This is a genomic window from Clostridium sp. AM27-28 (assembly GCF_003480955.1).
GTDB lineage: Bacteria > Bacillota > Clostridia > Lachnospirales > Lachnospiraceae > Otoolea > Otoolea fessa.
This window is the reverse complement of the sequence record NZ_QUJT01000002.1, coordinates 205,993-224,997: the sequence shown is the minus strand read 5'-3', so window position 1 is coordinate 224,997 and position 19,005 is coordinate 205,993. Positions and strand designations below refer to the sequence as shown.

Annotated in this window: 24 protein-coding genes and 1 pseudogene; 10 read left to right on the top strand and 15 right to left on the bottom strand. The window is 36.6% G+C overall.

Annotated elements, in window-relative coordinates; all coding sequences use genetic code 11:
- Window position 1 precedes the first annotated feature (1 nt).
- The 6 genes and pseudogenes from DW720_RS03760 to DW720_RS03725 all read left to right on the top strand — a co-directional run.
- Window positions 2-232 (top strand): hypothetical protein, encoded by a 231-nt coding sequence (locus DW720_RS03760; RefSeq protein WP_003060191.1) that lies wholly within the window; start codon window positions 2-4, stop codon window positions 230-232.
- Window positions 233-398: 166 nt separating this feature from the next.
- Entirely contained in the window at window positions 399-1,169 is a 771-nt protein-coding gene (locus DW720_RS03750) for an ABC transporter ATP-binding protein (protein WP_003061398.1), read from the top strand.
- Window positions 1,159-2,001, top strand: a complete 843-nt coding sequence (locus DW720_RS03745; RefSeq protein WP_003060411.1) for an ABC transporter permease — start codon at window positions 1,159-1,161, stop codon at window positions 1,999-2,001. The genes DW720_RS03750 and DW720_RS03745 overlap by 11 nt, the downstream gene beginning before the upstream one ends.
- A gap of 20 nt (window positions 2,002-2,021) precedes the next feature.
- Complete coding sequence (locus DW720_RS03740) at window positions 2,022-2,105, top strand: 23S rRNA methyltransferase attenuation leader peptide (protein ID WP_001814874.1); 84 nt, start codon at window positions 2,022-2,024, stop codon at window positions 2,103-2,105.
- A 124-nt stretch (window positions 2,106-2,229) separates the two neighbouring features.
- Window positions 2,230-2,967: a 23S rRNA (adenine(2058)-N(6))-methyltransferase Erm(B) gene (erm(B), locus tag DW720_RS03735; RefSeq protein ID WP_117479738.1), complete on the top strand. Its 738-nt coding sequence runs from the start codon at window positions 2,230-2,232 to the stop codon at window positions 2,965-2,967.
- 169 nt (window positions 2,968-3,136) lie between these two features.
- Window positions 3,137-3,436: pseudogene (locus DW720_RS03725) on the top strand (topoisomerase C-terminal repeat-containing protein); the annotation flags it as partial.
- A 91-nt stretch (window positions 3,437-3,527) separates the two neighbouring features.
- Here DW720_RS03725 and tnpA read toward each other — a convergent pair.
- Window positions 3,528-3,998 carry an IS200/IS605 family transposase gene (gene tnpA / locus DW720_RS03720; RefSeq protein ID WP_009264818.1) on the bottom strand — a complete coding sequence of 157 codons (471 nt, stop codon included), beginning with the start codon at window positions 3,996-3,998 and terminating at the stop codon, window positions 3,528-3,530.
- Window positions 3,999-4,478: 480 nt separating this feature from the next.
- Here tnpA and DW720_RS03715 point away from each other — a divergent pair, with 480 nt between their 5' ends.
- The 4 genes from DW720_RS03715 (at window position 4,479) to DW720_RS03695 (ending at window position 7,001) form a co-directional block, all read left to right on the top strand.
- A complete protein-coding gene (locus DW720_RS03715; RefSeq protein ID WP_003061815.1) occupies window positions 4,479-4,898 on the top strand; it encodes a sigma-70 family RNA polymerase sigma factor in 420 nt (139 codons plus the stop codon).
- Between the two features lie 3 nt (window positions 4,899-4,901).
- A complete protein-coding gene (locus DW720_RS03710; protein WP_002322727.1) occupies window positions 4,902-5,156 on the top strand; it encodes a helix-turn-helix domain-containing protein in 255 nt (84 codons plus the stop codon).
- 373 nt (window positions 5,157-5,529) lie between these two features.
- Window positions 5,530-5,733, top strand: a complete 204-nt coding sequence (locus DW720_RS03700; RefSeq protein WP_002322728.1) for an excisionase — start codon at window positions 5,530-5,532, stop codon at window positions 5,731-5,733.
- Window positions 5,734-5,810: 77 nt separating this feature from the next.
- Window positions 5,811-7,001: a site-specific integrase gene (locus DW720_RS03695; protein WP_003062094.1), complete on the top strand. Its 1,191-nt coding sequence runs from the start codon at window positions 5,811-5,813 to the stop codon at window positions 6,999-7,001.
- Window positions 7,002-7,457: 456 nt separating this feature from the next.
- Here the strand turns inward: DW720_RS03695 and DW720_RS03690 are convergent, their stop codons facing one another.
- The 14 genes from DW720_RS03690 to DW720_RS03625 form a co-directional block, all read right to left on the bottom strand.
- Window positions 7,458-8,489, bottom strand: a complete 1,032-nt coding sequence (locus tag DW720_RS03690; RefSeq protein ID WP_118749270.1) for a TIR domain-containing protein — start codon at window positions 8,487-8,489, stop codon at window positions 7,458-7,460.
- A 65-nt stretch (window positions 8,490-8,554) separates the two neighbouring features.
- Complete coding sequence (locus DW720_RS03685; RefSeq protein ID WP_118749269.1) at window positions 8,555-8,986, bottom strand: TIR domain-containing protein; 432 nt, start codon at window positions 8,984-8,986, stop codon at window positions 8,555-8,557.
- A gap of 3 nt (window positions 8,987-8,989) precedes the next feature.
- Window positions 8,990-9,649 carry a hypothetical protein gene (locus DW720_RS03680; protein WP_118749268.1) on the bottom strand — a complete coding sequence of 220 codons (660 nt, stop codon included), beginning with the start codon at window positions 9,647-9,649 and terminating at the stop codon, window positions 8,990-8,992.
- A gap of 1 nt (window position 9,650) precedes the next feature.
- Complete coding sequence (locus DW720_RS03675; protein ID WP_118749267.1) at window positions 9,651-10,076, bottom strand: TIR domain-containing protein; 426 nt, start codon at window positions 10,074-10,076, stop codon at window positions 9,651-9,653.
- A gap of 14 nt (window positions 10,077-10,090) precedes the next feature.
- Complete coding sequence (locus tag DW720_RS03670; protein ID WP_118749266.1) at window positions 10,091-11,011, bottom strand: BsuBI/PstI family type II restriction endonuclease; 921 nt, start codon at window positions 11,009-11,011, stop codon at window positions 10,091-10,093.
- Window positions 11,004-12,554: an Eco57I restriction-modification methylase domain-containing protein gene (locus DW720_RS03665; RefSeq protein ID WP_243099694.1), complete on the bottom strand. Its 1,551-nt coding sequence runs from the start codon at window positions 12,552-12,554 to the stop codon at window positions 11,004-11,006. Before DW720_RS03665 ends, DW720_RS03670 begins: the two co-directional genes overlap by 8 nt.
- Window positions 12,555-12,574: 20 nt before the next feature.
- On the bottom strand, window positions 12,575-13,288 hold the full coding sequence (locus DW720_RS03660; protein WP_243099693.1) for an EcsC family protein: 714 nt from the start codon (window positions 13,286-13,288) through the stop codon (window positions 12,575-12,577).
- A 170-nt stretch (window positions 13,289-13,458) separates the two neighbouring features.
- A complete protein-coding gene (locus tag DW720_RS03655) occupies window positions 13,459-13,836 on the bottom strand; it encodes a TnpV protein (RefSeq protein WP_118749264.1) in 378 nt (125 codons plus the stop codon).
- Window positions 13,837-13,846: 10 nt separating this feature from the next.
- On the bottom strand, window positions 13,847-15,373 hold the full coding sequence (locus DW720_RS03650; RefSeq protein WP_347560697.1) for a MobA/MobL family protein: 1,527 nt from the start codon (window positions 15,371-15,373) through the stop codon (window positions 13,847-13,849).
- Between the two features lie 321 nt (window positions 15,374-15,694).
- Window positions 15,695-15,922, bottom strand: coding sequence for a DUF5348 domain-containing protein (locus DW720_RS03645; RefSeq protein WP_118749263.1), 228 nt, complete (start codon window positions 15,920-15,922; stop codon window positions 15,695-15,697).
- A gap of 190 nt (window positions 15,923-16,112) precedes the next feature.
- Window positions 16,113-16,355: a complexin-2 gene (locus DW720_RS03640; protein WP_118749262.1), complete on the bottom strand. Its 243-nt coding sequence runs from the start codon at window positions 16,353-16,355 to the stop codon at window positions 16,113-16,115.
- A gap of 91 nt (window positions 16,356-16,446) precedes the next feature.
- Entirely contained in the window at window positions 16,447-17,601 is a 1,155-nt protein-coding gene (locus DW720_RS03635) for an AAA family ATPase (RefSeq protein ID WP_118749261.1), read from the bottom strand.
- Complete coding sequence (locus DW720_RS03630) at window positions 17,598-17,921, bottom strand: mobilization protein (RefSeq protein ID WP_118749260.1); 324 nt, start codon at window positions 17,919-17,921, stop codon at window positions 17,598-17,600. The genes DW720_RS03635 and DW720_RS03630 overlap by 4 nt, the downstream gene beginning before the upstream one ends.
- Window positions 17,899-18,999 carry a site-specific integrase gene (locus tag DW720_RS03625; RefSeq protein ID WP_118749259.1) on the bottom strand — a complete coding sequence of 367 codons (1,101 nt, stop codon included), beginning with the start codon at window positions 18,997-18,999 and terminating at the stop codon, window positions 17,899-17,901. Before DW720_RS03625 ends, DW720_RS03630 begins: the two co-directional genes overlap by 23 nt.
- Window positions 19,000-19,005 lie beyond the last annotated feature (6 nt).

Sequence of the window (19,005 nt, the reverse complement as noted above, 5' to 3'; positions counted from 1 at the left end):
TATGATAGGACTGAACAAAAGAGATATAAAAAAGGCATTGAAAGCTGGTGCAAAAGCTGGCGGTGTATCATTGGCTGATGTTCGGGCGGATATTGAAGCTACGATTGATGAAGCTATGAATAGCACCGACCCAGAGGTGCAGGCAAATTTCAAAAAGTATTTTGGGAATAAACGCCCTACACCAGAAGAATATATTTATATCATTACGAAAAAGACAAAGGCAAAATTATAATAAAAGGGTCGTGGAAATGCTTCACAAAATTGTGATCTGCATTATCACGGCTCTTTTACTCTCTGTTTACTTTCAAAACTGTAAGTGTAATTGAATACTGCCCTTGCTATAATTTAATTGTATTCCAAAACAAATAAATGTGGCAGGAAGAAAGGAGCGATTTTTAATGGAACACATTTTAAATTTAGAGCAAGTAAAAAAATACTACGGGGGTAACTCTGGAAATATCACAAAGGCAGTAGACGGTATTTCTATGTATGTAGATAAGGGCGAATTTGTCGCAATCATGGGAGCTAGTGGTTCTGGAAAGACTACCCTATTAAACTGTATCTCTACGATTGATACTGTAACCAGCGGACACATTACAGTCAATAATCAAGATATTACCAAAATCAAGGATAAAGATTTTGCTGATTTCAGACGTGAAAATTTAGGGTTCATTTTTCAAGATTTCAACCTTTTAGATACTTTAACGATTGGAGAAAACATTTCTTTATCATTGGTTATCAACAAACAGAACCCTACTGATATTGAGAAAAGAGTTCATGCTATCGCCGATAAATTGGGTATTCGTGATATTTTATCGAAATTTCCTTATGAAGTTTCTGGCGGACAAAAACAGCGTTGTGCTTGTGCTAGAGCCTTAATCAATGAACCGAAACTGATTTTAGCTGATGAACCGACGGGAGCTTTGGACTCAAAAGCTTCCAGATTATTACTGGAAACAATGTCTGAAATCAACAAGAAAATGCAGGCTACTATTTTAATGGTAACACATGACCCGTTTAGTGCGTCTTTCTGTGAACGTATTTTGTTCTTGAAAGACGGTAAAATATTCAATGAAATTTTCAGAGGGGAAAAAAGCAGAAAAGATTTCTTCAATGAAATACTGGATATATTAACCTTGCTCGGAGGTGAAGTGGGAAATGTTAGGTAAGTTAGCGTATAGAAATACAAAAAGAAATATTAAAGATTATTTGATTTATCTGATAACCGTTACTGCATCCTTTTCTCTTATATTTGCTTTTAATTTGGTGGCAAATTCTGATGAAATTGTAAAGTTATGTTCCAGTATGGATGCATTTAAGAATTCATTGTTCGCTGTAAATATTCTTATTATTTTTGTGATATGCTTTTTGATCAACTATACAACGAAATTTATGTTTGAAAAAAGAAGTAAAGAATTAGGAACATATATGCTTCTTGGCATTAAGAAAAAAGAAATTGCCCACTTAGTTGTAATTGAAAATATACTGTTGGGAATTTTAGCATTTGTATTAGCTATTCCTATTGGCTTTTTATTCAGCCAGTTTGTGTCGTTAGTAATTGTAAACTTACTGGGTATTCCAAAAACTCTCTTTATTTCTTTGAATTTCGTTTCTATTGGACTATTGATAATTTATTTTTTAACTATTTATGTTTTGGTTTTGCTTAATCTATTAAGAAGAATAAGTAAAATGACGATACGTGATTTTCTTTATTTTGACAAACAAAATGAAAAGAAAATGTTCCGTGACAGTAAAAAAAGAAATGTCATTTTTGTTTTAAGTATTATTCTTGGTGCGATTTCTCTTTTTCTCTGGAATTCACGTTGTACTATGGATAATTTTAATAAGCAAGAAACACTTACTTATTTGATGGTAAGCGTAATCATGTTGATTATCAGCATTTATGGTATATCTACAACTTGTGCAGATATGTTCTTGACTGTTATCTTAAAATTTTGTATAATAGGAATTGAAGTTAAATTAGATGCTAAAAATTTGTAATTAAGAAGGAGGGATTCGTCATGTTGGTATTCCAAATGCGTAATGTAGATAAAACATCTACTGTTTTGAAACAGACTAAAAACAGTGATTACGCAGATAAATAAATACGTTAGATTAATTCCTACCAGTGACTAATCTTATGACTTTTTAAACAGATAACTAAAATTACAAACAAATCGTTTAACTTCTGTATTTATTTACAGATGTAATCACTTCAGGAGTGATTACATGAACAAAAATATAAAATATTCTCAAAACTTTTTAACGAGTGAAAAAGTACTCAACCAAATAATAAAACAATTGAATTTAAAAGAAACCGATACCGTTTACGAAATTGGAACAGGTAAAGGGCATTTAACGACGAAACTGGCTAAAATAAGTAAACAGGTAACGTCTATTGAATTAGACAGTCATCTATTCAACTTATCGTCAGAAAAATTAAAACTGAATACTCGTGTCACTTTAATTCACCAAGATATTCTACAGTTTCAATTCCCTAACAAACAGAGGTATAAAATTGTTGGGAATATTCCTTACCATTTAAGCACACAAATTATTAAAAAAGTGGTTTTTGAAAGCCGTGCGTCTGACATCTATCTGATTGTTGAAGAAGGATTCTACAAGCGTACCTTGGATATTCACCGAACACTAGGGTTGCTCTTGCACACTCAAGTCTCGATTCAGCAATTGCTTAAGCTGCCAGCGGAATGCTTTCATCCTAAACCAAAAGTAAACAGTGTCTTAATAAAACTTACCCGCCATACCACAGATGTTCCAGATAAATATTGGAAGCTATATACGTACTTTGTTTCAAAATGGGTCAATCGAGAATATCGTCAACTGTTTACTGAAAATCAGTTTCATCAAGCAATGAAACACGCCAAAGTAAACAATTTAAGTACCATTACTTATGAGCAAGTATTGTCTATTTTTAATAGTTATCTATTATTTAACGGGAGGAAATAATTCTATGAGTCGCTTTTTTAAATTTGGAAAGTTACACGTTACTAAAGGGAATGGAGATAAATTATTAGATATACTACTGACAGCTTCCAAGAAGCTAAAGAGGTCCCTAGCGCCTACGGGGAATTTGTATCGATAAGGGGTACAAATTCCCACTAAGCGCTCGGGACCCCTTGTAGGAAAATGTCCTAAGTGTGGCAACAATATTGTATTAAAAAAATCGTTTTATGGTTGTTCAAATTATCCTGAATGTAAGTTTACTTTAGCTGAACATTTTAGAAAGAAAAAACTAACCAAAACGAATGTAAAAGAATTACTGGAGGGAAAAGAAACCCTGGTAAAAGGAATCAAAAACAAAGAGAAAAAGCCCTACAATGCCGTTGTAAAAATTGGGGAAAAGGGATATATTGATTTTATCTCTTTTTCAAATCAAAACCACCGGCTTAGCCGGTGGTTTGTACTAGCCCTATAAGGGCTTATTACCGACGCTAAGTCTAAAGACTCATCGAATTTGGTTCGCCAACTGTACCGTCATTTACTTATTAAGCCCTATGGGGCTTATTTTATTTATTTTGGTTTACTGGCTCACCCGTAAACGGGTCAATATATTCTTTTAGTGTCATCTGATCATACTCTAAATCATTTTGTAATTGATTTTGAATATATTCTTGTATCTTCTTTGCATTTTTCCCTACAGTATCTACGTAATATCCTCTGCACCAGAAATGGCGATTTCCATATTTGTATTTTAAATTTGCATGGCGTTCGAAGATCATAAGTGTACTTTTTCCTTTCAAATACCCTACAAAACTTGAAACACTTAAACTTGGTGGTATCTTTACAAGCATATGCACATGGTCTGGGCATATCTCTGCCTCTACTATTTCTACACCTTTTCTTTTGCATAGCATACTTAAAATATTCGCAATATCCTGTTTCATCTTCCCATACGCTACTTTTCTTCTATATTTTGGTGCAAAAACAATATGATACTTACAATTCCATTTCGTATGTGCTAAACTGTTTATATCCATTTGGATAACCTCCTTTGATTTTATGTGGTTGGCGAACCAACATAATTATATCACTGGAGGTTTTTTACTGTAAGCTTAAGCAATGCTGACTCACCGGCCTAGCCGGTGGTTTATTTGTTCATCAAAGTTCCGTTTCTCTTCTGAGAAACTCCACTATGCTGAACAGGCTTAAAGCCTAACAAATAAACATAAAAGCCCTTTAAAGAGGGCTTTTATATATTAATCACAAATCACTTATCACAAATCACAAGTGATTAATCACAAATCACTTGTGATTTGTGATTCTTAATGATACAATATTACTATGTTTTAGCTTTAAAGGCTCGTACAGACTATATGTTTTGTGCGGGCTTTTTTCATACCCGAAAAAATTTAAAAAATTTTTCAAAAGAGGTCATTAAATCACACCTAGCTGTCCTTATATGGTGCGGAAAGAGGGATAAACACTTTTCAAATCATAAAGGAAAGGAGGTGAGATTGATGAAACCGTCTGACTTCCAGAAAACAGTTCAATGTCGTTTTGAAAGTTGTTTAAAGAAAGTTGTCCGTAGTGTCGTGAAAGATTATTACAAGGAATTAAACCGTCGTAAGAATAAAGAAATATCTTTCAGCGAATTGCCAGATGTCCTTGTTGATAAAATGGCTGTTTGGGACGACTACGAAACAGATTATACAATCTTTTCAGTATGTGGCATTGATATTCGTGTCCTTGATGATGAATTGGCAGAAGCCTTGAAGAAACTTCCAGAAAGAAAACGCAATACTCTGTTGATGTATTACTTCTTGGAAATGACAGAAAGTGAAATTGCCAACTTGCAGAAAATCACGCAAAGCGGTGTATTTAGAAACCGACATCACGCTTTGGAAACTATGAAAAAAATACTCAAGGAGGAACATTAGAAAATGAAACAGTTATTTAAGAAACCGTCTTATTACTTGATTTCATCAGCTATGGACGGAAACGAAAAAGCGATTGAAAAATTACTGGCATTTTATGACCCTTACATATCAAAGTGCTGTTTGCGTTCACTTTATGATGAATACGGCAATGTTTATATCGTTGTAGATATGGAATTAAAAGGACGTATCAGAGAAGCACTTATCAAAATGATTTTAGGTTTTGATATTGAAGATATGGACTTAGAACCAGAAGAATAAGCAGTTTTTAGCGGAGCATGATTTAATATCCCCCTCTTTCCTGCTCTGCCACCTGCTTTTATATGAAAGCAACACGCTTTCACCACAGCTCTTTGACAACTGAATAAAGCAGACAGATACGTTTGTGAGATGGCGAGCCACGGGGACTGTACGCCACGACCTTTTCAAAAGAAAGCGAGCGACCCACGCAGTGATCCGAGAGCGACTGTTGGAAAAGTTGTTTTGCCACGACCTATCCTCACAGAATAATGATACGTCCGCATGGTGCGGTTCTGCCCACAAGAATGGGAATAGTTGAGATACTAATGGAGCTTTCCAAAGCCGTCTGCCTGCTTGTAAAAAACGACACACAGTAAAGGGGGGTGCATAGATTATGAACAATACTGATGTGCCTATTTGGGAAAAATATACGCTGACGGTTGAAGAAGCGTCCAAATACTTCCGCATTGGCGAAAAGAAATTGCGTAAATTAGCCGAAGAAAATCTTGACGCTGGCTGGGTTATCGTGAACGGCAACCGTATTCAGATTAAGCGAAAACAATTTGAAAAAATCATAGATACATTGGACGAAATCTAATGTCATTGAGCCGTAGATATGGTATAATAAATATAGCGTATCACGGCTCGTTCCATGACGGAAAGGAGCTTTACACTATGTCTAATGTAAAACGAAAAGACAGTAAAAATCGCAATTTGCGTAATGGAGAGAGCCAGCGAAAAGACGGAAGATACGTTTATAAATATACCGATATATACGGAAAGCCACAATTTATCTATTCTTGGAAACTTGTACCGACAGACAAGACACCTGCTGGAAAGCGTGATGATATATCGTTGAGGGAAAAAGAAACACAGATTAAAAAAGACCTTAACGACGGTATCGATACAGCAGGCGGTAAAATGACAGTCTGCCAGCTCTACGACAAGAAGAACAGCCAAAGAAAGAACATCAAGAGGGCTACTGAAAAAGGACGACAGTATCTTATGAACGCTCTGAAAAATGACCCATTGGGTATGAGGGCGATTGATACTGTTAAGCAGTCGGACGCTAAAGAATGGGCTATCAGAATGAGCGAAAAAGGATACGCCTATAAAACGATTGATAACTACAAGCGTTCCTTGAAAGCGTCATTTTACATGGCGATACAAGACGACTGTATCAGAAAGAACCCGTTTGAATTTAAGCTAAGTGATGTTCTGGAAGATGATACGGAGCAGAAAGTTATCCTTACACCAGAGCAGGAAGAACGCCTGCTTGCCTTTATGGAAAAGGATAAGATTTACAGCAAGTATTATGATGAGGTTGTGCTTCTGCTGGAAACGGGACTTCGTATTTCTGAATTTTGCGGACTAACGACGCATATTGATATGCAGAACAGAATACTCAATATAGACCACCAGTTATTGAAAGACAGCGAAATCGGCTACTATATTGAAACGCCAAAGACCAAAAACGGAAAACGAGAACTTCCATTGACAGAACGGGCTTATCAAGCAATCCAAAGAATACTAAAGAACAGAGGAAAGGCACAACCGTTGATTGTAGGTGGTTATAGCAATTTCCTATTCTTGAACCGTGAGGGCTTACCTAAAGTTGCAGGAAACTATGAGGGCATGGTGCGAGGACTAATTAAGAAGTATAACAAGTATCACACGGACAAGTTACCGAACATCACACCACATTCATTCCGACATACTTACTGTACGAATATGGCAAACAGAGGAATGAACCCAAACACCCTGCAATATCTTATGGGACACGCTAACATAACCATGACACTTGGCTATTATGCACACGGTACATTTCAATCTGCAAAAGCAGAACTGGAAAGACTGGCTTGTTAATATCGGAGCTTATATTTACTACTCATTTACTACTTTTGGTTGCATTTTCATGCTGGTAAATGCCAGCTTATGCAAGGTATCTTCCAAAAAGAAAATACCGATAAAGCCCTAAAATACGGGATATATCGGCATTTACCAACTTATGAAAAGATAATCAGAAATTTAGTAAGTTTTTATATTAATAAAATAATCGAAATATCAGATTTGATTTTAGATCCCCCAATTGTCTAAATTTTACACTCAATTTGTACTCAAATCACATAACAAGAGCCCGGAAACCCGCATAAACACTGGATTTCCGAGCTCCATTTTTTTACTCAAACTCGGCAAGTTCAAAGATATCCCTAAATATATTTGTTTAAGTTTTGTGTCTTTTTTGCCGTTATTTTATTTCAATTGCATATATTATTTTGGCTTGCTGATTTTCTGTTGCCAATTTGTTGCCAGTCTATCTTGTTAATCAATTATCTCCTTTTCTAATGCCCCTACTAATTCCATTAGTATATGTTCCATATCACGCATCAATATATAATCGTCTTTTTTTCTCATATAAACTTCCCTCATCATTGGATGTTCAAAAGAAACCTCCATGATTCTTCTAAAATTATTGATTGATTCCCTTTTTACATCAATACTATTTTCTGACGAAAGCATCTCCAATAATTCTTTTCCTATGTTATATATCCATGGTAATTTGTCCTGAACCATACTTAACACTATCAAAAAAGCATATTGTTTTTGACAATCTGGCAAAATGGAGTGAATAAGTTCTTCCATGAACATAGATTTATATTTTCTAGGCATTCTTCGTTCTTCAAAATCTATATTTCTCTCAACTTTGGATAAAGTTAAATCTAACCGTTCTTTTAATTCATCAATGCTATCACTCAATTTAGAGTCGGGATTTCGCAACAGCTTTTGATTGTCTCTTGATAATTCCAATATTTCTTCTATAATTTCAGTCGAATGATTCTCTTCTTGGATGTTTTTTTCCAAATCATTTTCATTATCCTCTTTTAAGCCGTTTAGTTCCTCCTCCAATGTCGGATACCATACTTCAAAAGCCTTATCAAGCATAGCTTCTGATATTCCGCTTTCACCACATGCTTTATTTAATGTATGTATCAACTTCTTGATATCTTCTTTTTCAAAAACAGTTGATTGAAATTGTAAAATAGGTCCATTAACTTCCGAACGTTTTATATCAAAAAGAAATGGTGTTACAAAAGATTTATCCATAGTTTTAGACAATGCACCTGCTTCAAAAGACAACCATGGTGCATGTAAATTATCTTTAGTCACACACAAAATTCCAAATGTGGAATCTTCCAATTCCTTTGCAATATCACTACTCCACCTAGCACCTTTGTCAATATCCTCTGAAGATACATAAGGCTCCAGCGACTGAATTACTGATGGCAACCACTCTCTAAAAATCATCGCAACTTTATGACTTTTATTTCCAGACCAACTAATAAACACTTTCATATATGCCCACCTCTTTTGTATTGTTCCAATAGTTATGTATAGATTATTTTCTTAAAGCTCAGCTTCTATTTTGCCAACTCATTTAAAGCATTCAAGATATCCTCCAAATTAAATGAATATACCCATTCTGCACCAATTCCATATGCTTCATCTGGCACCTCATATGAACTATCTAATTTGACTACGACTAAGCCATTTCCTTTTTCATGATTTTTTGCAATTTCGTATGCTTGCCAATTTCTATAACCGATTTTCTCACTATCTGGATGTTTATCATTTGAATGTTTACCGACTATCGCAATCATATAGTTAGCTTGACCTATTTTTGTACTCAACACCTGCTTAATAGTTGAAACCGATTCACTTTGAATTTCGCTTGGTGTACAATCGTTAATTGAAAAATTAATATCATCGTTTTCATTCCAAGCCTCTAATAAATTATAGTATATTCTATCGTGTTCATAATCAAAAGAACAACATACTTTTTTCTTTGCCATAATTTAAACCTCCTTCAATACTTTCCTTAAACCATTAGCAATTGAATTAATAAAAGGAAGATGACTTTTGCAAAATCCCGTTATTTTTGTGTGAACTTCAAAAAAATAAAACCAATCAATAACTATAATTGCAACACATAAAATTGTATCGCATACAAGTGCTATGGTGGATTCTTGTGATAATATCCACTCCTCATGAATCCGTACTATGTTAATTAAAGCAAACAATATTGGCATCAACATTTTATAAAATAGATCAATAAAATTTAACACCATTGGATAATTTCTTTGATAATTCTCTCCCTCACGTGAGAAAATTCCTGATATAGTTAAATTAGATATTTCTTTTTCAAGTTTATCTAAATACGTATATTGTCGTTCAATATATAACATATCTTGAATATAGCGTATCATCACATATACAATCAATAACCAAATTAAAGTTTGAATAATCGTATTACTCAATTGCAAGGGTGTTTCTATATCTTTATTTATGCCTTTTAAAATGAGTTCAAACGCCATTTCTGGTCTTATTAAAAGCAGAAAGGAAACCGCTTCCAATACGCAAAGAATAACAAAACTTTTATTTCTTCTTCCCTGTGCTTCTTTACTCAGGCTGAATGTTTCCTTATAGTGATCATACAGCACATCCAATATATCCATATTACCACCCTCTTATTGCACTTACAATATCATCATGATTAAAACTATAAACTCTTTTAGCGCCGCAATTTTTCAATTCTTCTGGATACTCATACAAAGAGTTTAATTGCACTGCAATTATATGTTTTCCCAGTTCTTTTGCCTTTGCGACTTCAAAATTCTGCCAATTACGGTAACCAATAAGCATTCTATCCTTATGTAATTTATTGGCTTCCTTTCCTACTATAACCACAATATGCGTTGCTTCATTAATTTTTCTGGATAATACTGCTTTAACCGTTGGTATATTCCAGCTTTGAATTTCACTCGGTGATTTATCATTACAAGTAAATTCAAAATTCGAATTTGCATTCCACATATTTAAAGTATATTTATAACTTCTGTCATTTTCAAAATCAAACGATACAAATATTTTAGGTTTTGCCATATTTTTTCTCCCTTCTACCTCGGTCCCATAAATCGATCACCATTCAAATGTATCATATGCTCCGGCATTTCAGCGATCCAGACCTCTGTCTCCCAAGCAAGTTCCTCTGCAAACTTTTTATATGTCTTAAAATCCAGAAATGCTGTTACAAATATCTTTCCAGCCGTAACATCTTTTGTCATTTCTTCAATTTCCAATATGCGCTTCGGATCCATCGGACCGACCGATGTTACCGATTCTACAAAATAAATCCAGTCCTTATCTTCCCGGTACAGCACAACATCCGGCATCTTATCATGTAGTGTAATTTCAAATCCCAGCTCTTTCAATTTTTCTACATTCTTTACCAAATCTTTTTCTATTGTATCTCCAACGTATAAACATTCAGAATTGGGTGCAAATCTCGGTGCAAATTCTTCAATAATGGCTTTTTGCAGTTCATTATGCTTACCTGTAGAAAATTTAAAGCTTTCACCATTTATATTTACCGGCATCATTGTCATCTTCTTTTTAGAAGCATACAGATCAATTAACTTCTCATGGTAGCAAAGAAATCGCTTTATAGATTCCCTCCACTTTGGAGTTCCCATAGTTCTTAGTATTTGTACTGTTTCTTCCGTCAGTCTATACCTATAATTCGGACTGTTAGTTGCCTTTCCATTATCCTCTATTAAGGCTGCCGTTCGGAATCTGTGCAGAGCCTGCTTCCTAAACGTTTCTCTACTATTTTCCGCATAACTCATACCATAAAATGCATTAACAAACTGAATAATATCATGAATACGAATCCATTCATTTGTTGCTTCACTCCATGACATATCTGGTTTTACTCCCGCCATTGCCAGTATCACGTAACAACATATATCCGCTTGCTGTGCCTTAGGCATACCTATTGTTTGCAGAAATTCCCTTGTTTCTTCTATCTTCTTATCCACAGTACCCCTCCAATATTAAATTGCAATTTGCCTCTGAATAGTCCCTACTTTTAAGCACTTTTCTTCCCATTTCCTGAATATCTTCTAAATCCGGCACAGGCATTGCATTAATCTCTGTGGAATTAACCTGTGTAGACCCATTCAAAATACGATAATATTCATCATAAAGTGTAGAATTAAATAATACGTATAACCCATACACTAGGCATTCTGACATTTCCGTTAATACACCGTCCACAAAATTAATTTTATTCTGTGTACTTATCTTTTGGTACTGTGGAAATCTTTTGGCTAAATATACTCCACACTGTAATCTTCGAGGTTCTTCCTTTGCTGTAAAGCGCTTTACAAATAGATAGTTTTTGTTATCCTGCATCAATCCCCTTTGTTCTGTCACTACATATTCATGTTCTTTCTGGATTGGAAATTCTACTTTTCCCTGTTTTATATGCTGCGAATAAAATAAAGGGATTGCTCCTTCTTCTTCCTCATCACGAAGTATTTCACGATTGCGAAAATCCACGGTCAATCCGGTTTTCATTTTTACACCTATTGCTGGAAGTGTCTTATCAAATTTATGCAATTTCTTTAATACTTCCACTTCATTTTCATCTGTCACAAGATAAACATAATAATCTGATCCTGCTACAACCAGATCATACGGAACTGTTAATGATGTCAGCTCCCCAAAATCACTATTTGATTTAGATGATGTAATCGTAACGGTTTCTGGCTTTTCACTTGTCTTTTTTACTTTAATAATAATTGTTTCCTGTAACACACTTTCTTTATCAAAAACCTTATTTCTGCTAACAAAAAGGTGAATATGTTCCAATTTCCCTTCTGTCAAAAAATATTCCCGAAAACGTTTAAAATACGCTCCAGATGTCCATGACCTTGGAATGATGTAAACCATCTCTCCATTTTCACATAAATTAAATAATCCCATAGACGCAAAAATGAAATATAAATTCGGTGCACCATAACATACCTCTGGCATTGCTGTAGCTTCTGGCGCATCTTTCGGAATTTTCATATATGGCGGATTTCCAATCACAAAATCATATTTCTTAGGCTCCGCATTTCCTCCCAACATATGATTAAAATCCAGATACTGACTCAAAATATAATTATCTTCAACGATATTAACTGTAAGTTTTTTCTTTGTCTCCTCTTTACAATATTCCAGATTACGTTTCAACAATGGCAATACATTTTCATCGTTCTCATAGCAGGTAAGCTCAATCTCCTGAATAGAATCTATTGTTTCCATTCGCTCAATAAAAGCACATGATAATATACCTGAACCAGCCCCTGCATCAAGCACACTTACTTTACCTGTTTTCTTATCTAACTTATATAATCCCGCCATAAAACGGGCAGTTTCCATGCTGGTAAAAAACTGTCCGTATTTTTTACGTTCTTTTTTCGGCATACTCTCTATATATTCGTTTGTAAGTTCTACAATTTTTTCTAGCATATTCCACCTACCTGCAAGCCTTCTATTTCTTGCTATTATACTATAGCCCAGAACCTTTTTCAACGTTCTTCCAAACTTATGTTCTATTCTTTTATTTCCGCTGTATTATAATCATTATCATCTATATCTATAACATCGTCGTTACTCTCACCTTTGACAGAAAAATCTCCTGTCATAAACCATTTATAAGCACGATCTGCGATAACCTTCGTTTCCACTAAGTCCAGTCCGCCACCTACAATAGCACCTACTCCTGGTAACATCTTTCCAAGATTTACAATACCTTTTGAACCAAATTTTGTGATAAATCTGAATCCAACCTTCTGATTAATCTTTGTCAGGACCTTTCCTGGTATCTTTTTTATAACACCATTTGCAAATTTTACGCCAAATTTGATTCCTGCCTGTTTTAATAAACTATTCACTGCCACTCCTGCAAGACAAGCATATACAAAGGTTTGTGTCTGATCACTATTCAAATCATAATCAGCCATATATGCTGTACATGCTATCATCCGCATTTGTACATAAATTACACTTCCAATATTCGCTGGTATCGCAACTGGCATTGTTATAAAGCCACCAAGTCCTGTTACAACTCCAGATGTTGTACATTTAGCAATTTGATTCTTCAGCATATCCCTACAAGCTTTTTCCTTTGTCTCGTGCTTTGACAAATAATCATTTGCCATATCTTCAACACCAGGACTGACCATCGGTATTCCATTTAAACATTTTTCATAACAAGAGTCTAATAATTTCATAATGTCTTCTTGCGTCATTTTTTTCTTTTCCATATTCCTCATAATTCCAATCTTCACATTCTTTATAAGCTCAAGAATTATATCCAACACAGACATAGTTCTATTCAAATTTTATCATAATTGAGAGAATTGCTCCATCCTATTTTCACAAACATGCTCCGACTACAGTTAAAAAAGGTGGCAACTATAACCACCTTTTCCATTTATCTATATACTATTTTATTCAATACAATCTCCTCTGCACAAGCTCTGATATTATTCATTTTTCCAACCCATTCCATCTGATTCTGCATCTTCAGTTCTTCCGTCACTCCCTGCTTTTCTTTCATCTGCTCCACCAGTCTGTCCATCATCTGATTACATTCCTCGTCAACCTGATGCAAATGCTCATTCAACTTCCCAGCAAGTATCAGTTCCAGATATAATCCTTTCCGATGCTCTTTCAAGTATGATTTTCTCAACATTCCATACTTTCCAATCGGATACTCTGTTTCTTCCGGGAGGTACAGGTCTGGATAATACAGACCGTCCTCTCCTAAAGTATAACTGATTCCATTTTCTCCCATAATGTGTTTCTCCATGATTGTCCTCCTATCTTGCTCCCCGGTCTTTATTCTGACTATGGGTATGCTGTTTATTTTTCTGTTCATTCTGTATTTCTTGTTTCTTTTCTGCCAGCTTCGCCCTAATACCATGTGCTACTGGCTCTTTTCCTGTTTCTTTCTTCCATTTTTCTATTGCAGTTCGATACTGACTATACTCAGTTTGAGAAGCCTTAAAATCCTTTAAAAAATCCTGTACACTTCTATAACCGATCTTCTGCACAATCCTCGGAAGGTAATCTTTCATATCTCTGATCTGGCTTTTCAGTTCATCAATTTCTTTCTGCAATTCTTTTTTCTTTCTTCCTTTAAACCATCCCGTGACTTCTGACAGTTCTTTCTTCTTTACAGAAAGCTGTTTTTGTTTCTGTTGAATTGCACCGTTTTGATCTTCCAGTTCTTTATTCACTTTAAATAGTTTTGGATACTTTGATGCAAGCCTCGTCATTTTAGGTTGTTCCGGTTCTGCCTTTTCTTCTTTTGTTGTCTCGACTGCTGCCGTGCTATTTTCAGCAACATGCTCTGGGTGTTCTGTTTCCGTTTGCTCTGTCTGTTTTTGCACTTCCCTGGGTTTCTTAAACAGCACACTTGCTATCAAAAACTCCAATGCCTCAACAGCCACTGTCACAACTCTGGAAAATAATCGTGGTCTGTTTCCACGCCGAGCAATTGATTCCCTGATCGGCTCCGTGATTTCTTTCCGCTTCACTTCCATTATCTTCGGTTCTGGCACTCCACTAATCAATGCCATATCAACAGCTCTGTTCCATTCCCGGCGTTTTTGGTTATCCGCTTCTATTTCCTGTGCTTTTGGATTATTTTTTCCGATTTTCTTTGTTGCAAGATACACACTGCCACGCTCAAACACTTGCAACTTCTGATTCTCATCTTTCACATAAATATTAATTAAATCTGTATAAGAATGCTTTACCTCATCCAAAAATGAATGACTCTTGAAGCGTTCATCTTTCGCTGTAAACAGCTCCTTTTCATAAACTTCGCCTTTTTTCACAATGTGGCAACCTTCTCGTATCTCGCCATCTTCTCCCAGTATCTCTTTCTTGGTTCGGACATGTTTTCCATTTTCATTGTAAAACATATTTCTACTGGCAATCTTGATGATTGGTTCATCTAATAACTTCCGTTCTGCAAATATCAAATGAATGTGATAATTGGTCTTTCTTTTATTGTGGTGCAAAGCAGTAATACACTCCGCTCCATAATTCTGTTTAAAATGATTTGTAAAAAGCTGCAGCAATCTGTCCGGCTGATATTCTGTGAAACTCTCTGGCAAAGCAATGATCAATTCTCTTGCCTCAATACATTTTCCTTCTGTTCCGCTTTTTGCAAATTCTTCCTGATTACATTTTGCAAGTTCCCGCCAAAATTTCCGTTCTGTGGTTTCATAAACTGCATAAAGATTTTCCTGTTTTGCGTGACTGGATATATAAGTGATTCTGCCTTTTACATTGCTTAGTTTTGTCATTTGAATAAATGAATTTCTTCCGATAGGCACTCCCTTCTTGTCTTCGGCAAAATAAATTCTGCCATATCATTTGTGAGTGGATGCATCGGCATCCTTTTACGAACTATCCGCCTGTCGGCGGAACAGCTCCCGGCAGGGCGAAATATCCTGAGTACAAATCTTTGATTTGTGCGATGGGTGTATTTCGCTCTCAAACGCCGAGGGCTTTGATAAATGCTGCCTGTAACAACCACTGTCCGGCTTATGCTTTTCATCTTGGGCGTATCCGCCCAGTTTTTATGCTCGTATCCGTGCTATTTTTCTTTCTGACTACAGTTTGTCTGTTTCGCTTTCTGCTATTTTCCGCCAGATTTAATCTGGTATTCTCGCCCGGATATATTCCAGATCACCGCAGTATGGCGTTCCTACCAAATACCATTCTCTCGCCAGATTCATTTCCATTCTTGTCTGTACCCAATGCTCATCCACCAGTACTTCCATGCATTCCCCACAGTGAAATCCTGTATCAATCCATAAGTCCATCGACAATAACCCGTATCTGCCGTTTTCACAGTTATAACCTAATCTTCCTTCTCTCATTATGTCGTTCTCCTTTCTTACACCGCCTTTTGGGAAGGGAGCCCCGTTTCAGGGCGTGCTTTCATGCCATCAAAATGTCTACTCATTTCAGTTCGCCATCACACTTCCGGCTTCACCTTCCAGGCTTCTCCTTGTCTGCTATCTACAGGTGCGTGCCACGCTCCTGTCATTAGGTAATCAAGCAGAACCTTTACCAACGAAAGTCCTCATGCATTCCGCACTTATCCAAATACTCTTGTCTTGCCTTTTCTCGTTCTTCCTCTGTTGGTGCTGTTTTAAAGGTTGTATAAAGTTCTCGTTTTACCATGCTGTCCAGCTTTTCCATCAATGCTTTTTCAATTTCCGGTAAATAATCTTCATTTCCGGCAAGATGGTATTGAAACAGTGCCAGCAGCAAATCTTTTGGTATCTGTACCTGCGTTTTTCTCTCCATATTTTTCCTTTCCGTGACGGTCGTGACGATAGTGACGATATTTTCACTACCGTCACACTATAGAAAATACCGTCACAACCGTCACATATCGTCACGCTTGTTTTCCGACAAAGGTTAATCTAATTTTTCTTCCGTCGTGTCCCCGCTCTGCTTTATACTGGATTCCATATTCCAGAATCAGTCGTTCCAGGCTGACATTTAATTTTCGTGATAACGCATTCGGCTGCATTTCCACCTGCAATACTTCCACAAGCTCTGTTGCTGTTCCTGCCCACTCTGGCGTAGTTTCTGTCACAAGTTCTTTGATTTTTTCCAATAATGGATCTTCTGGTTCTTTCCAAAGTTCTGTTTCTGTCTTGGTAAGTTCCCAGACACATCTCTCCCGGTTAAAGTTCAACCATAGTTTCTGATCCTGCTGGTCACGCCCTGCCACTTCCAGAACTGCTTTATTGTCTGTACGCTTTTCTTTCTGCATAACAAACGCTCCATCCGCAGCTCCCAGCAGACCATTCGTGCCGGAAATCATATCAAAACTGTCGGAAGATTCCATTTTCCTTGTATGATGCACAACCAGAAAACAGATGCCATATTTATCACTGAATGCTTTCAGCTTCGTTACAATCTCGTAATCGCTGGCATAACTGAATTTATCTCCACCGACCTCTCGAACCTTCTGAAGAGTATCAATGATAATCAACCTTGCATCTTTATGCTCTGTCACAAACTCTACAAGCTGCCTTTCCAGTCCGTCATTGAGCGATTTGGATTTTGTAGCAAAATAAAAATTTTCACTACCTTCCATTCCGAACATCTGTGATAACCGTTTCTGCAGCCTTGCATAATCGTCTTCCAGTGCCAGATACAGAACCGTTCCCTGTCTCACTGGAAATCCCCACAACGGGAGCCCTTTGCTAATGTGATACCCGATCTGTGCCATGAAAAAGGATTTTCCGATTTTGGGTGAACCTACAAACAGATACGTTCCGTTATACAAAAGTCCATCTACGATTGGCAACTTTGGCGGATATGCCGTATCATACAATTCCATCATAGAAACTGTTTCCAGTTCATCTTTATTCTTTTTATTTGCTGATTTTGCTGTATTTTCCGCATTATTTGTGGCTTGCAGATTGCCCTTACCGGGCAAATCTGCTATACTTTGGTTGTTTAATTTATTATTGAATGGCTGTTCCACATCTGCGCCAACAGATGCAATCGGAGCAGTCATTTTTTCTTTTGCTGTCATTCATTTTCCCCTTTCAATCCATACAATGTCTCTGCGACCAATCTCAGGGTACTCAGCAACTCTTCGTTTTCCTCACTGCATTTTTCCAGACGTTTCAATTCTTCATAAATCTCTGCCATCTGATTTCGCAATGCTTTATACACTCTTGGATTTCCCTGTACCACAATTTCCCGATCAGTTAACCGTTTTGTGATATAGTCCTGCTTGCTAAGTCCTGACAATCGGACACATGCATCAATCTGTTTTGCTTCTTCCGGTGATACCCGGAAAGCTACTGTCTTGTTTCTCCATCTTCCCTTACTGTCCAGATTCTTTTCCATTTGATTTTTCCATCCTTTCAATATCCAGTTGTTCTGCCATTTGTATCTGCTCACTTGGGAACAGATGCGCATATCGGTAAGTGATGTCAATACTTTCATGCCCCATTCGATCTGCGATTGCCAGTACAGTAAATCCCATATTGATCAGCAATGATACATGGGAGTGTCTCAAGTCATGCACCCGGATTCTCTTTACCCCGGAAGCTTTCGCCCCTCTGTCCATCTCATGATGGAGATAAGATTTGGAAATCATAAAAATCCGTTCGTCCTCTTTCTGCTCATACAGCATTTTCAGATAATCCTGAATCTCATCACACAAAAACTGCGGCATCTTAATGGTTCGATTACTTTTTAATGTCTTTGGCGGTGTAATCACATCTTCCCGGTGCAGTCTCTGATAGGACTTGTTAATCCGTAGTGTATGCGTTTCAAAATTGAAATCTGCTGGTGTAAGTGCTAATAACTCGCCCATGCGAAGCCCACACCAATAAAGTATTTCAAACGCATAATAGGAAACAGGCTTGTCCATCATTGCATCTGCAAATTTCAGATATTCTTCTTTTGTCCAGAACAGCATTTCCCGGTGTTCCTCTTTTCCCATATTTCCAGCTTTCTGTGCCGGATTAGATGGAAGATGATAAAAATTGACTGCATGGTTGAAAATAGCACTTAACTGACTGTGAATTTTCTGCAGATAAGAGGATGAATACGGCTTTCCGTTTGGTTGCCGAATCGCAAGCAGTTCATTCTGCCATGCAATAATGTCCCTTGGCTCAATTTCTCCTATCTTTCGCTTTCCGAAATAAGGAAGAATTTTGGTTCTGGCGATATTTGTTTTTGTTCCCCAGGTATTATCACGAATTCGGTTTTGCATATCCTCCACATAAATCTCATAGAAGCTTTCAAAAATCATATCCAGTTTTGCTTCTTTCTTCAGTAACAGCTCCCGTTCCCACATCAACGCTTCTCGTTTTGTAGGAAATCCTCTTTTCGACGACTGGTGTGTTTTCCCTGTCCAGTCGGTATACCGATAAACCACTCGCCACTTCCCAGTGACATTATCTTTGTAAATACTCATACAAAT